Source organism: Paenarthrobacter sp. YJN-D, assembly GCF_015040335.1.
Lineage (GTDB): Bacteria > Actinomycetota > Actinomycetes > Actinomycetales > Micrococcaceae > Arthrobacter > Arthrobacter nicotinovorans.
Genome location: NZ_CP053549.1, coordinates 3,660,863 through 3,675,195 on the forward strand (window position 1 = coordinate 3,660,863; position 14,333 = coordinate 3,675,195).

At 64.3% G+C, this 14,333-nt stretch carries 12 protein-coding genes; 5 read left to right on the forward strand and 7 right to left on the reverse strand.

Going from position 1 to position 14,333, the window contains the following annotated elements:
* Positions 1-137 precede the first annotated feature (137 nt).
* Both purF and purM read left to right on the forward strand, forming a co-directional pair.
* A complete protein-coding gene (gene purF / locus HMI60_RS16935; RefSeq protein WP_055972604.1) occupies positions 138-1,769 on the forward strand; it encodes an amidophosphoribosyltransferase in 1,632 nt (543 codons plus the stop codon).
* Positions 1,766-2,914: a phosphoribosylformylglycinamidine cyclo-ligase gene (purM, locus tag HMI60_RS16940; RefSeq protein WP_193590051.1), complete on the forward strand. Its 1,149-nt coding sequence runs from the start codon at positions 1,766-1,768 to the stop codon at positions 2,912-2,914. The genes purF and purM overlap by 4 nt, the downstream gene beginning before the upstream one ends.
* Before the next feature lie 205 nt (positions 2,915-3,119).
* Here the strand turns inward: purM and HMI60_RS16945 are convergent, their stop codons facing one another.
* Both HMI60_RS16945 and HMI60_RS16950 read right to left on the reverse strand, forming a co-directional pair.
* Complete coding sequence (locus tag HMI60_RS16945) at positions 3,120-3,890, reverse strand: VOC family protein (RefSeq protein ID WP_193590052.1); 771 nt, start codon at positions 3,888-3,890, stop codon at positions 3,120-3,122.
* Positions 3,891-4,137: 247 nt separating this feature from the next.
* Complete coding sequence (locus HMI60_RS16950) at positions 4,138-4,362, reverse strand: DUF3073 domain-containing protein (protein ID WP_018778327.1); 225 nt, start codon at positions 4,360-4,362, stop codon at positions 4,138-4,140.
* 244 nt (positions 4,363-4,606) lie between these two features.
* Between HMI60_RS16950 and HMI60_RS16955 the strand changes: the two genes are divergently transcribed.
* Complete coding sequence (locus HMI60_RS16955) at positions 4,607-5,554, forward strand: septum formation family protein (protein ID WP_227453575.1); 948 nt, start codon at positions 4,607-4,609, stop codon at positions 5,552-5,554.
* Between the two features lie 12 nt (positions 5,555-5,566).
* Here the strand turns inward: HMI60_RS16955 and clpB are convergent, their stop codons facing one another.
* Positions 5,567-8,224 (reverse strand): ATP-dependent chaperone ClpB, encoded by a 2,658-nt coding sequence (clpB, locus tag HMI60_RS16960; protein ID WP_193590053.1) that lies wholly within the window; start codon positions 8,222-8,224, stop codon positions 5,567-5,569.
* A 137-nt stretch (positions 8,225-8,361) separates the two neighbouring features.
* On the opposite strand from clpB, the gene HMI60_RS16965 reads away from it, so the two are divergent.
* Positions 8,362-8,979 carry a pyridoxamine 5'-phosphate oxidase family protein gene (locus HMI60_RS16965; RefSeq protein ID WP_055972618.1) on the forward strand — a complete coding sequence of 206 codons (618 nt, stop codon included), beginning with the start codon at positions 8,362-8,364 and terminating at the stop codon, positions 8,977-8,979.
* 250 nt (positions 8,980-9,229) lie between these two features.
* Complete coding sequence (locus HMI60_RS16970; protein WP_193590054.1) at positions 9,230-9,823, forward strand: RNA polymerase sigma factor; 594 nt, start codon at positions 9,230-9,232, stop codon at positions 9,821-9,823.
* 1,275 nt (positions 9,824-11,098) lie between these two features.
* Here the strand turns inward: HMI60_RS16970 and HMI60_RS16975 are convergent.
* From HMI60_RS16975 to HMI60_RS16990, 4 genes are read right to left on the reverse strand one after another with little or no spacing between them, the layout of a single operon-like run.
* Positions 11,099-12,169 carry a sulfate/molybdate ABC transporter ATP-binding protein gene (locus HMI60_RS16975; RefSeq protein WP_193590055.1) on the reverse strand — a complete coding sequence of 357 codons (1,071 nt, stop codon included), beginning with the start codon at positions 12,167-12,169 and terminating at the stop codon, positions 11,099-11,101.
* Positions 12,166-12,975: an ABC transporter permease gene (locus HMI60_RS16980; RefSeq protein WP_018778321.1), complete on the reverse strand. Its 810-nt coding sequence runs from the start codon at positions 12,973-12,975 to the stop codon at positions 12,166-12,168. The genes HMI60_RS16975 and HMI60_RS16980 overlap by 4 nt, the downstream gene beginning before the upstream one ends.
* A gap of 7 nt (positions 12,976-12,982) precedes the next feature.
* Entirely contained in the window at positions 12,983-13,789 is an 807-nt protein-coding gene (gene modA, locus HMI60_RS16985) for a molybdate ABC transporter substrate-binding protein (RefSeq protein ID WP_193590056.1), read from the reverse strand.
* Complete coding sequence (locus tag HMI60_RS16990) at positions 13,786-14,196, reverse strand: molybdopterin-binding protein (protein WP_018778319.1); 411 nt, start codon at positions 14,194-14,196, stop codon at positions 13,786-13,788. The genes modA and HMI60_RS16990 overlap by 4 nt, the downstream gene beginning before the upstream one ends.
* Positions 14,197-14,333: the final 137 nt, after the last annotated feature.

The window sequence follows — 14,333 nt, forward strand, 5'->3', positions numbered from 1 at the left end:
CCGGCCCGCCTCTTTTGAGGGGAGCCACTGTGAGACACACCGCATTTTCGGCCGGACACGCCTGATCTTTGCCCCTTCGCGGGGTCATATAGGAATCGGGGGAACGTACCACGGCCACAACATGAGACAATCGACCAGTGGCACGTGGCGACGGAAAACTTTCTCATGATCTTCTCCCCGGCGAAAAAGGCCCCCAGGACGCTTGTGGCGTCTTCGGGGTTTGGGCTCCCGGTGAAGAAGTAGCAAAACTCACCTATTACGGGCTGTATGCGCTGCAGCACCGCGGACAAGAATCGGCTGGTATTGCTACCAGTGACGGCAAGCGCATCAACGTCTACAAAGACATGGGCCTTGTGTCCCAGGTCTTCGACGAGACGACCCTCAACACCCTCACCGGGCACCTGGCCGTAGGCCACTGCCGGTACTCCACCACCGGTGCAAGCCACTGGGCCAACGCGCAGCCGACCCTCGGTGCGACAGCAACCGGTACGGTTGCCCTGGCCCACAACGGCAACCTGACCAACACCGCTGAGCTCCGGGAAATGATCCTTGAGCGCAACGACGGCCAGCTGACCGGTGAAATGAAGCAGGGCAACACCTCCGACACCGCACTGGTGACCGCTCTCCTTGAGGGCGAAGAGGGCAAGACCCTGGAGCAGACCGCACTGGAGCTGCTGCCCAAGATCAAGGGTGGCTTCTGCTTCGTCTTCATGGATGAAGGAACCCTCTACGCAGCCCGCGATACCTACGGCATCCGCCCGCTGTGCCTGGGTCGCCTGGAACGCGGCTGGGTTGTCGCTTCCGAGCAGGCCGGTCTGGCGACCGTTGGTGCAAGCTTTATCCGCGAGATTGAGCCCGGCGAATTCATCGCGATCGACGAGGACGGCGTCCGCTCCCAGCGTTTCGCCGAGGCAACTCCTGCCGGCTGTGTCTTCGAGTACGTCTACCTCGCCCGCCCGGATGCTGCCATTGCCGGCCGCTCCGTGTACGAGGCCCGCGTTGAAATGGGTCGCCAGCTGGCCCGCGAAAACACGCACGAGGCAGACCTCGTGATCCCGGTTCCCGAGTCCGGTACCCCCGCCGCTGTTGGCTATGCCGAGCAGTCCGGGATCCCGTTCGCGCACGGCTTCGTCAAGAACGCCTACGTGGGCCGTACGTTCATCCAGCCTTCGCAGACCCTGCGCCAGCTCGGTATCCGGCTTAAGCTCAACGCTTTGGAATCCGTGATCCGTGGCAAGCGCATTGTGGTGGTGGATGACTCGATCGTCCGCGGCAACACCCAGCGCGCCATCGTACGCATGCTCCGCGAAGCCGGCGCCGCTGAGGTACACGTCAAGATTTCTTCTCCCCCGGTCCAGTGGCCCTGCTTCTACGGCATCGACTTCGCCTCCCGCGCGGAGCTCATCGCCAACGGCGCCACCATCGAGGAGATCTCCCAGGCCATCGGCGCTGACTCGCTGGCCTACATCTCCGAAGACGGCATGATCGGCGCCACCCAGCAGCCGCGCGAACGCCTCTGCACGGCATGCTTCACCGGCAAGTACCCGATCGAGCTGCCGCACGCGGACAAGCTCGGCAAGAACCTGCTGGAACGGACCGATCTTGGCGGACTGGAACCGGCTGCCGAGGCCGATTCGGTGGACGCTTCCGAGGACCCGGCCGAGAAGCCGGGCGCCACAGGCTGCGATCCCGGGCCTGACGCCGAATTCGAGAATTTGCTGACCGACGCTGATCGTTTGACCGACGCCGACAAGAAAGAGTCTGTATGACCTCCGCAACCCCCGCCGCTGAGAACAACGCCGGCATCACCTACGCTTCGGCCGGTGTCGACGTCGAAGCGGGAGACCGCGCCGTCGAACTCATGAAGGACGCTGTCAAGGCGACCCACAACTCGTCGGTGATTGGCGGCGTCGGCGGTTTTGCCGGCCTGTACGACGTCTCCAAGCTGCTCACCTTCAAGAAGCCGCTGCTGGCCACGTCCACGGACGGTGTCGGCACCAAGGTTGCCATCGCGCAGGCCATGGACATCCACGACACCATCGGTTTCGACCTCGTGGGCATGGTCGTGGACGACATCGTCGTTGTCGGTGCAGAGCCGCTCTACATGACGGACTACATCGCCTGCGGCAAGGTTGTTCCCGAGCGCATCGCGGACATCGTCCGCGGTATCGCAGCTGCTTGCTCTGTTGCCGGCACCGCCCTGGTGGGTGGCGAAACCGCTGAGCACCCGGGCCTGCTGGGTGAGCACGAGTACGACGTCGCAGGTGCCGCAACGGGCATCGTCGAGGCTGACGCGCTGCTCGGCCCGGACCGCGTCCGTGCCGGCGATGTCGTGATCGGCATGGCTTCCTCGGGCCTGCACTCCAACGGCTACTCCCTGGTCCGCCGCGTCATCAACCACGCAGGTTGGGCACTGGACCGCCAGGTTTCCGAGCTCGGCCGCACGCTGGGCGAAGAGCTCCTGGAGCCCACCCGCGTCTACGCAGCTGACTGCCTGGACCTGGCCCGCGCCTTCCCGGTGCACTCGGCCAACGCCGTTCACGGCTTCAGCCACGTCACCGGTGGTGGCCTCGCTGCCAACCTGGCACGCGTCCTCCCGCAGGGCCTCGTCGCCACGGTGGACCGCAACACCTGGGAACTCCCGGCCATCTTCAAGCTAGTCTCCGAGCTCGGCAACGTCCCGCTGGCCGACCTTGAGCGCACGCTGAACCTCGGTGTGGGCATGGTGGCCATCGTTTCCGCCGAAGCAGCGGACGCCGCCGTAGCCCGCCTGAACGACCGCGGCCTGCCGTCCTGGATCATGGGCACAGTTTCGGCTGACAGCGACTCGATCGACAAGACCGGCCCGGACTACGTCCAGGGTGCCAAGGGCGTCGACGGCGGCGCTGTCCGTTTGGTGAACGCCTACGCCTAAGCGGCATATCGCCTTATAAAAGGAGCGGCCCGGCAGTCTCAACTGCCTGGCCGCTCTTTTTATTGCCTGTGGGCTGTCACTGGCGACACCCATATTCGTTGGTGCCAAGGATCCGGACGGCCGACACCCACATCCGGGCAGCGTCAGTCCATGTCCGCGGCCTCAGTGAATATGCGCGTCATCAATGGCCACGGCCCGCTGTGCTTCACACCTGGATCAGGCTCAGCACACCGCCCTGCGGATCCTGGATGGTAGCGAGCGACCCCGCCTCCGGCCGGGCATCGGGTTCAACCAGCAGCTCTCCCCCGGCGGCAACAGCTGCATCGGCGGCTTTGCGGACATCGTCCACTCCGAAGTACACCTGCCATCCGGCTTCCTCGCCCTCTCCGGCAGGGACCACGCCAGCCACTTCCTCACCGTTCACCATCAGCGTGCTGTAGCTGCCGCCGTCGTCCTGGGGGTATTCGGTGACCTCGTATCCGAACAGCTGCTGGAGGAATCCGACGGCGGCCTGGGGCTCGGGCGTCAGGAGTTCAGCCCAGGCCAGCGCTCCGGGTTCGTTGTAGAGGTGGCTGCCGAGGTGCGTTCCGGCCTGCCAAATACCGGTGGTTCCGCCACCCGCGGCCTCGATGAACGCCAGTACCCCGGTATCGGCGACAGCCTCCGGCCCGAACTGGAGCTTCCCGCCGGCATGGGCAGCATCCTCGGCCACTTCCTCAGTGTCCGTGGCAGCGAGGTAGATGTTCCATTGGCCGTGGGTTCCGGCTGCTTCCTGCATGGAGTTCTGCGGAGCGATCACCGCTACCAGCTGGTCCTTCACGAAGGCCTCGGAGTAGCTGCGTCCATCGGGGGTGGGCAGGTCCTTGTATGTCCAGCCGAAAACGCGCTGGTAGAAATCCTTGGCCGCCGCGACGTCCCTTGTCTGCAGGTCCGCCCAACACGGTTCACCGCTGGCGTAATGGTTACGGGTGGTCATGGTGCCTGTGTACTCCTGCTTCCATCTGTGCGCGGCTCATTGGCCGACTCAGCTGCGGGATAGTTGACCCAACGCATGCTGCGCTGGAAACTCCAGCCTACGCAGAAAAAGACCCCCAGGGTACGCCAATGAGCGGCGTGCCCTGAGGGCCTTTTCAAAAGATGTACGGCATCCGGGGATGCGCGATGACCTTATGTACGACGGCGGTACGCAACTCAGTGCCAGCGGCACCTGTTGGTTGCGACAGCTATACGATACGGCGGGTGTCTACCTCGTCGTCATCATCTTCCGCGTACTTGTCCTCGTAGGCCGAATAGTCCGGCTCCGGGGGATCGTCGGGGAAGTGGCTCTTGACACGACTGGACGGACCCGTGAGCTCCCGCTCAAGTGCCGAATAGTCAGTGTTCGGGGAGTAGTACTTGATGTCCCGAGCCTGCTTGGTAGCTTTTGCCTTTTGACGGCCGCGCCCCATGGCGTGACCCCCTTTTGTACTTGGACCGGAGGTGGTCACCTTGGCTATCGGTGAGGCCCCGGAATGTTTGGTCAATTTGTCGTATGTCTAGATTACATGCTTTCAGGGGTGCCTGTGCGCCACTCCAACCCCGAGTCCGGGGCCAACACCGCCAAAACCAACGGCAGAGACCTCCAAGCCCGCCGAAAATTGGGTAGAGTCGGCCTCAATGCGGCTCCACAGCAGGAAAGGCACACCCCGGAATATGAGCCAGGACAACACCTCACCGCGTGATGGTTCGCCACACGATCAAGGCCAAGAGGGGTCATCCCCCACGCCCGAAACACCTCCCCCGGCTTCCGGTGAGCAGCCGCACTCGGCCCCACTGACGACACCATCAGGCCTCCAGCCGGATCCCGCACCCGAGCTTGATCCTGACTTCGTACCGAATCCGAGCGAGCAGCCGGACCCCGCGCTGCCACCGGAAAGCGGCGAGGCTACCGCAGCCACCGACGGCGACGCCCCCGACCCTGCTCACAGCGACGTTTCAGCGGCTGCTGAAGCGCCCACCGGCACGGACCCGCACTACCCGTGGCAGCAGCCATATCCGCCCCAGCAGCCCACGGCGGGACAGCCCTACCAAACCCAGCCCTACCCAGGCCACGAGCCGGGCATGGGCCAGGAGTGGCAGCCCGAGCAGCACGGCGATCCGATCAAGCGTCAGCGCCTTGTCATTGGTGGAATCGTGCTCGGTGTCCTGGTCCTGATCGGGGTGGTGATCTGGGTCCTGCTTAACCTTCTCGGCACCCGCCCCGAAGCCTCCGTGGCAAGCCCCAGCGCGACGTCCACCCCCGGACCCCTTCCCCGCGACACGAACGCCAAGGATTTCCAGGTAGGCGACTGCTTCGCCAGCTTCGACCCCAAAGCCACTGAAGCCAGGGCCGTGGAGTGCGGAACAGAACACTCAGCCCAGCTCGGCGCAGTCTTCAGCTACGGAGCCGACGAGTCCTTCCCCGGCGCCACTGCTTTGCGGGACAAGGGCAGGGAAGTATGTAAAACGGTGAAGCTCAACAAAGCGGCCGCCAACTACATCCTGCTCCAGCAGAACGTGTACCCCAGCAGCACCAGCTGGGATAGGGGCGACCGCCGCGTTGATTGCTTCATCGTGGTGGACTCCGGCAACACCATCAAGGAAAACCTCCTCGACAAGTAGCGCCGGACGGAGCTACTTCCTGCGGACGGTGAGGCCCGTGCCTGCGGGGGCACCGCCGTCGGGGTTTGAGAGTGCCTCAAAACCCTCGATGGTGAGTTCGTCCACATCAGCGGCGGTATCGACCAGCACGGTGTCGCCGTCGCTGATCTCCCCTGCCAGGATTTCCTTGGCCAGGCGGTCACCGATCTCGCGCTGGACCAGGCGGCGCAGCGGCCGGGCGCCGTACGCAGGATCGTAGCCGGACATCGCGAGCCAGGCGCGGGCGCCGTCGGTCACCTCGAGGCTGAGGCGGCGATCACGGAGCCGGTTGCTCAGCTCGGCGACATGCAGCTCCACAATCCGGGCAAGTTCCTCGACGGACAGCGGATCGAACAGCACGATCTCGTCCAGGCGGTTCAGGAACTCCGGCTTGAAGGATGCCTGGACCACGGCCATGACGGCGTCGCGCTTGGCTTTGGCGTCCAGCGACGGGTCCACCAGGAACTGGCTTCCCGAGTTGGACGTCAGCACCAGGATGGTGTTGCGGAAGTCCACGGTGCGGCCCTGGCCATCGGTGAGGCGACCGTCGTCGAGAACCTGCAGGAGGATGTCGAAGACCTCGGGGTGGGCCTTTTCGACTTCGTCCAGCAGAACCACGGAATACGGGCGGCGACGTACGGCCTCGGTGAGCTGGCCGCCTTCTTCGTAGCCAACGTATCCCGGAGGGGCGCCGACCAGGCGGGCCACGGCGTGCTTCTCGCTGTACTCGGACATGTCGATCCGGATCATGGCGCGTTCGTCGTCGAAGAGGAAGTCGGCCAAGGCTTTGGCCAGCTCCGTCTTACCGACGCCGGTGGGACCCAGGAACAGGAACGAACCGGTGGGGCGGTTGGGGTCGCTGATGCCGGCACGGGCACGCCGCACAGCATCGGAAACGGCCTGCACTGCCTTGCTCTGTCCGATGAGCCGCTTGCCCAGCTCTTCTTCCATGTGGAGCAGCTTCTGGGACTCGCCTTGGAGCATGCGGCCGGCGGGGATACCTGTCCAGGCCGAAATGACCTCGGCAATGTCGTCGGCGGTGACATCTTCTGCCACCATCAGCTCAGGCTTCGAACCGCCGCGGGCAGACTCTTCCTCGGCTGCGGCGCTCAACTCACGTTCCAGTGCGGGCAGTTCGCCGTACAGGATCCGCGACGCCGATTCGAGGTCGCCTTCGCGTTGGTGCTTGTCGGCGGCCGAACGCAGCTCGTCGATCTTGGCCTTCAGGTCACCCACGCGGTTCAGCCCGGCCTTCTCAGCCTCCCAACGGGCGTTGAGCGCGTTGAGTTCTTCCTTCTTGTCCGCCATGTCGGCGCGGATTGCGGCGAGCCGCTCGACGGAGGCGGGGTCGGTCTCGTTCTGGAGCGCCAGTTCCTCCATGGTCAAACGGTCGACGGCGCGGCGGAGCTGGTCGATCTCTTCCGGGGCGGAATCGATCTCCATGCGGAGCCGGGACGCAGCCTCGTCCACGAGGTCGATGGCTTTGTCAGGCAGCTGCCGACCCGAAATGTAGCGGTTGGACAGCGTGGCCGCAGCAACCAGGGCTGAGTCTGCGATGGCGACCTTGTGGTGTGCCTCGTAGCGTTCCTTCAGGCCGCGGAGAATGCCGATGGTGTCCTCGACGCTGGGCTCGCCAACGTAAACCTGCTGGAAGCGGCGTTCCAAGGCCGGGTCCTTCTCGATGTTCTCGCGGTACTCGTCAAGGGTGGTGGCACCGATGAGCCGCAGTTCGCCGCGGGCCAGCATGGGCTTGAGCATGTTGCCGGCATCCATGGCGCTCTCGCCGGTGGCTCCGGCGCCCACTACCGTGTGGATTTCGTCGATGAACGTGACGATCTGCCCGTTGCTGTTCTTGATCTCCTCGAGCACAGCCTTGAGCCGTTCCTCGAATTCGCCGCGATACTTGGCACCGGCCACCATGGAGGCGAGGTCCAGGGCGATGAGGGTCTTGCCGCGCAGGCTCTCAGGGACGTCGCCGGCCACCATGCGCTGGGCGAGGCCCTCGACGACGGCGGTCTTGCCGACGCCGGGCTCACCGATCAGCACCGGGTTGTTCTTGGTACGGCGGCTCAGCACCTGAACCACGCGCCGGATCTCGCTGTCGCGCCCGATGACGGGGTCCAGCTTGCCCGAACGGGCCACGGCGGTCAGGTCCGTGCCGAACTTCTCCAGAGCCTGGAAGGTGTTTTCGGGATCCGGGGAGTCGACCTTCCGGTCACCCCGGACACCGGGCAGGGCGGCGAGCAGCGCCTCATGGGAGGCACCGGCGTCGCGCATTAACTTCCCGACGGCGTCACTTCCGGCGGAGAGCCCCAGCAGCAGGTGCTCGGTCGAGACGAAGGAATCGCCAAGTTTGTCGGCCTCGTTCTGTGCCGCTTGGATGGCCTGCATGGACTGGCGGGACAGCTGTGCCTGCTGCACCGAGGTGCCCGACGACGACGGCAGTGCCTTGATGGCCGAGCTCGCCTGCACGCTCACCGCATCAGGATCAGCCCCCGTGGCACGCAGAAGAGCCACGGCAACACCCTCCCGCTGGTCCATGAGGGCTTTGAGCAGGTGCGCCGGCTCCAGCTGGGGGTTCCCGGCCGTTGAGGCGTTCATGGCGGCCGCAGAAAGGGCCTCCTGGCTTTTGGTAGTGAATTTGACGTCCAAAGAGTGCTCCCTTTCTGGAGTGTGACCAATACTTTCAAAGTTGAGTCTACTACGCTCAAGTTTGATTTCGTGGTCATTGCTTCCATGTTTGCCCACGGCGAAACCAGTGTCCATAGCTGCCCGGTTAGGCTGGGGGCATGGACACCATTTCCACCGCTGATGAACTCGAAGCCCTGATCGGATTGCCCCTTGAGCGCGTGCGTAAGAAGGTCCGCACCGCGCTCAGTGAATTCGACCGCCAATGGCTGGCTGCCAGCCCCTTCTGCGTCCTCTCGACGACGGACGCGAACGGCCGCGTGGACGCCTCGCCCAAAGGGGACCCGGCCGGCTTCATCCACGTCCTGGACGAGCACACCATCGCCATCCCCGAGCGCCCGGGCAACAAGCTCGCTTTCGGTTTCCACAACATCCTGGAGAACCCCAACGTCGGCATCCTCTCCGTGGTGCCCGGCCGGACGGACACCCTGAGAATCAACGGCACAGCTCGGATTGTGCGTGACGCCGACTTCTTCGATCAGATGGTGGTCAAGGGGCACCGGCCGCGTGCCGCCGTCGTGGTTTCGGTGGAGGAAGTGTTCACGCACTGCGGCAAGGCCTTCATGCGCAGCGGCCTGTGGCAGCCGGAAACGTGGGAATCCGAAGACCTTCCTAGCATCGCGGTGCTCGCCCAGGCGTACACCCAGCCGGAGACGCCGCTGGAAGATCTCGAGACCTACTACGGGCCGTCCTATGCGGAGCGGATGTACCGGGAGTAGCAGAGAATCTGTCCTGGGCTTGCCCTGCGCACGTAGGGCGCAACGTTGTTGCGCCCACAGACACGTGCAGGCCGTGCCTGTTCCTCCGGGAGGAGGTGCCGGCATGGAATCCAAACGGGAGCGGGGGCCGTCGGCGCAGCGCCGACAGTCTCCGTCGGTTGAAGCCGGGAGTAGGTAAGTGTGCGGTGGGCTCGCAAAAAAATCTTCTGCCGATGTGTAACCATCAGCAGCCTCCCGGACAATACAGGGCATGGAGAACGTTCAGCCGGGGGATGGCGTCCTGTGGGCAGACAGCCTCAAAGGCGATGCGGAGGCCTTTGGTGTCTTGTACGACCGTCACCGCAGTCGTGTGTTTCGTCATGCTTATCGCCTGACTGTCGGAACGCACGATGCCGAGGATGCCACGGCGGCCGCATTCTTTGAGCTTTGGCGCCGTCGTGAGAGGGTGCGACTGGTTGACGATTCGATCCTTCCGTGGCTTTTGGTGACGACCACAAACATTGCCAGGAATCTACAGCGGTCAAAGGTTCGCCACCGGAGGCTCCTGGAAGCCATTCCCCGCAACAGCACGTTCGAAGCGGAGCTGGACCCGGCTTATTCGAACCACGATTTGATGACTGAGAAGGTCGCACAGGCCCTGACTGTCCTAAAGCCACTGGACCTGAGGCTCGTCAGCCTTGTCGTGTTCGAAGAGCTGCCCCTGGCGGTGGCGGCTGAGGCTATAGGAATTTCACCGGGGGCCGCAAAGGTCCGCATGTACCGCGCACGCAAGCGGCTGAAGGCTGCGCTGCCTCAGCCACTTCCTCACGTCCACTCGCCGGCACTGAAAGGAGATCCGACATGAAGCACATTGATCCGCAATTTGACCGGGCGCTTCGTGAGGTACTCCTTGCTCAGGTTCGAAGCAGTTCAAAACCGCGGACCCAGAGGCGACGTTGGTTCTTGTTCGCCGGGGCTTTGGCTGGCGCGGGGATGCTGGGTGGCGCAGGTGCAACGGCTGCAGGGCTCTTCTCCCCGCCCGGTGTACCCACGACTGCTGCCCTAAGCACCCCATCGACCGCCATCTACACCGGCACAGCAACAGCGGACCCTGGACCAGCCCCGGAAGGGGCTACCGGGGTTGAGGTGGAATTGACCTGCCTCAGTGTCGGTAAGTTCAACTTCCCGGATGGAGCCAACGTCACATGTTCATCGGCAGATTTGGGCACACCCGGCGCATGGTCAAAGTATGTCGTGCCCTTGGATCCATCAGCACGAGGGGTGACCATTACGACTGAGCCTGGAAACAGGTGGCAAATCAGTGTCAGGTATGTCTCTCAAGTTGCCACCGAATGGGAACTAAACGCGAAGGGCGAGACCTACGGCGTCGAGGTACCAGGGCGCGGCGTCCCGGACTTGCTCGCAGTGGTAGCCACGAACGGAGCAAAGGGCTACGCCTACTCGGCACAGATGCAGGGGACCGAACCGACAACTCCCGAAGAAGCAGCCAGAAATCTTCCCAGACCTCCACGGGAAATTCCTGTTTACCTCAGCGACGGCGCCACACAGGTGGGAGTATTTATGGCGCCCGGGTGATATCCAGAAAATACAACAGAAAATAAGCGCCCCAATATTTTCATGTTCTCCAGGGAAATTGGTAGGGAAAATCATGAGTATTAGAAGCATGCCGAAGCGAAGCTACGGGATTGCCGTGACTTTGGCGCAGTTCTGGGCCTAGGAGCTGGCGCGTCCATGGCCGTAGCCGCGGGTGGCTCAGTTTCTTCCATCGCGTCTTCCCTGAACAAGCCGGCTCCCGAGTATCCGAGGAACGCTAACGGCAACACCTACGGGTTCGTCAAAGATTCCGTATCACCCGAAACGGAGCCGGATCTCATCGCAGCCCTAACGACCGACGGCAAGAGAGGCTAAGTTTCCAAAGCCGAACTCGATGTCGCCAACGGCACTACAGCTTCACGAGAGTTCAAGAGTCCCGATGAGCTGCGTGTAATTGGGACGGCGGGCGTGGTGGAGCGCCTTCCATGATGTTATCCGCTTGTTCTGGCACAACATCCCCTAAACGGGAGCGGGGGCCGTCGGCGTAGTGCCGGCGGCCTCCGTCGGTTGAAGCCGGGACTAAGACTCACGCCGGGTAGACCGACACCAACGCGGACTTCACCACGAACCGCACCTCCATCCCGGGGGCAAGGCCAAGGTCTGCGGAGGCTGCCGGCGTGATGTCGGCGGACAACGCGCCGTCGGTGCCGGCGCTGGCGCGCACCCGGACCTGGTCGCCGTGCGGCTCAAGGTCCGTGATGGTCACCGCATATGAGTTGCGCGGGCTTCCGTGCACATCACCCAGGAAGACAGAAACGCTCGACGGCGGGAACGCCGCCACGCCTGCCTGGCCGGGAACGGGTGACCAGCCGGGATCGTGCTGTCCAGCGAAAACCCGGCCATCCGGCGTCGTGATTCCCTCTCGGCCCAGAGTACCGCCGACGAGGTTCAGTCCTGCGAGCCCGGCGGCAAAGTGGCTCCTGGGCCGTTCAAGGACCTGGCGCGTGGGACCTTCTTCGACGATCCGGCCGTTTTCCACCACCACCACACGGTCTGCCAGCATGTAGGCGTCCAGGACGTCGTGTGTGACGATGATGGCCTTCCGGTCCTTCAACACGCGTTTGAGCACACGGCGCAGCAGCGGTGCAGCGTGGATGTCCAGGGCAGCCATGGGTTCGTCGAGCAGCAGTAGTTCCGGCTCGGCGGCCAGGGCGCGCGCCACGGCAACCCGTTGCGCCTGGCCTCCGGAGAGCTGGGCAGGCTTCCTGTCGGTGAGGGACGAAGCGTCAACCTCCGCCAGCCAACGCTGCGCGGTTTCCCGGGCAGCAGCTTTGGATGCACCGGCACTGCGGGGGCCGAAGGCCACGTTGTCCACCACGCTCAGGTGCGGGAACAGCAGCGCTTCCTGGGCCAGAAGCGCCGTACCGCGCAGGTGGGGTGCGTCCCAATGGTGGGTGCCGGCGTCGAGGTTGAATAATTGCCGCCCGGCAATCCCGGCCGAGCCGGAATCGGGCCGCAACAGCCCGGCGATCACGCCCAACAACGTTGATTTGCCCGCCCCGTTGGGACCGAGGATGGCCACGGTTTCACCGTCAGCGAGGCTGAGCGACATGTCGAAGTTCCGGGCACGGAGGCTGGCCCGCAGTTCGAAGCTCATGCCTGGACCGCCGCAGCCGCGCGCCGACGGCCGCCGTAACTGAGCCCCACCACCGCGACGGCCACCGCCACCAGGACAAGGGACAGCGCGACGGCGGAGTCGGCGTCGGTCTCGCGCTGCAAGTAGATTTCCAGCGGCAGGGTCCGCGTGACGCCTTCCAGGCTGCCCGCAAACGTCAGGGTAGCTCCGAACTCCCCCAAGCTGCGCGCGAACGACAACACAGCGCCCGATGCCAGCCCCGGCAGGACCAGCGGAAGGGTGACGCGGCGAAGGACGGTGGTGGGTTTCGCCCCGAGGGTCGCAGCCACGGCTTCATACCGGTTTCCTGCCGACCTCAAGGCACCCTCCAAACTGACCACCAGGAAGGGTAGGGCTACGAAGGTCTGCGCCAGGACCACCGCGGTGGTCGAAAACGCGATCTGGACGCCGGCCATCTCCAGCGACTTCCCCAGAAGGCCCTGACGGCCAAAGGTATACAGCAACGCGATGCCCCCCACCACCGGCGGCAGCACCAGCGGCAACAGGACGAAGGACCTCAGGAGTTTCTGTCCGGGGAACTCGCCGCGTGCCAGCACCAGCGCCAGCGGCACGCCCAACACGATGCAGAGGACCGTGCTGGCGGCAGAGGTCCGCAGGCTCAGGCCCAACGCGGCCAGGGAAGACTCCGAGGTGATCAGGGGAACGAACTGCGGCCAGTTGACGCGCAGCAGCATGGCCGCCAGCGGAAGGACCACCAGGAGGCCGCCCGCTGCTGCCACGGCATAGATCCATCGGGGGACGCCATGGTAGCCGGTGGTGGTCTTCATGCTCTCCTTACGGTGCGCCGAAACCGGCGTCTCCCAGAACCTTCCTGCCCTTGTCGCTGGTCACTGCGGCCACGAAAGCCGCTGCCAGCGCCTTGTTCTTGCTGGAGCCTACCGTGGCGATCGGGTACGTGTTGACCGCCTTGTCCGATTCAGCGAAAGGAATGCCTTTGACCTTGTCGCCGGCTCCCTTCACGTCCGTGACGTAGACCAAGCCGGCGTCGGCCTCGCCCGAGGTGACCTTGCCGAGCACGTCGGTCACCGATGATTCCTCGCTGACGGGGCTCAACGTTATGCCGCTGGCCTTCTCAACCGTGTCCGTTGCCGCGCCGCAGGGAACCTGGCTGGCGCAGGTGACCACCTTGACGTCCGCTTTGGCCAAATCCGCGAAGGACGCGATCGACGCCGGGTTGCCGGGTGGGACGGCGATCTCAAGGGCGTTCGTGGCGAAGTTGGTGGCAGCGCCGTCCACGAGGTTTGCGTCGGAGAGCCTGGCCATGTTCTTGGTGTCAGCCGAGGCGAACACATCGGCCGGGGCCCCCTGGGTTATCTGCGTGACGAGATCGGAGGAGCCCGCGAAGCTCAGTTCCACTTTGGTGCCTGGGTTCCTGGCTTCGAAATCCTTGGCCAGCTGGGTGAACGTGGACTTCAGCGAGGCCGCCGCGAAGACGGTCACTGTCCCGCTCAACTGGGACGTGCTGTTGGTGCTCGATGGGGCCGCAGCGGGGGCCGTGGTGCCACAGGCAGTGAGGGCCCCAGCCAATCCCACGGCTACGGAGATGCCCAGGATGCTCTTCTTCATGCGGAGGGTCTTCATATGATGCTCTTTCCCTGGGGTGTTTCGATGATGACGGTGGTGGCCTTGACCACGGCGGTGGCCACTGAGCCGAGTTCCAGCCCAAGCTCCCGGACGGCTTCACTGCTCATGAGCGACACCACCCGGAACGGGCCACACTGGAGCTCCACCTGGGCCATGACCTTGTCTGCGGTGATGCCGGTAACCAGGCCGACGAAGCGGTTCCGCGCTGAACTTCCGGAACGGGAGGGGTCGTCCGGAAGGTGGGACTGGCTGCGCGCCAAAGTCGCGAGTTCCAGGCCATCAACCGCCAATCGGCCAGCAGGATCCTTCTGCGGAGTGAGCGTCCCGTTCTCTGTCCAACGCCTCACGGTGTCGTCACTGACACCGAGGAAGCGGGCGGCCTCGGAAATTCGTATTTGCGGCATGGATACAGTGTAGTTCCGCAGATGCGCTTATGTGGGCTGCTCTACTCCGCAAACGCAATGTGACCGTGCTCCGGGGGGCGCGCGCCGCCGCACCCCCATCGGCATGTCGCGCCTCTCAGTACCTCGGACGAACTTGC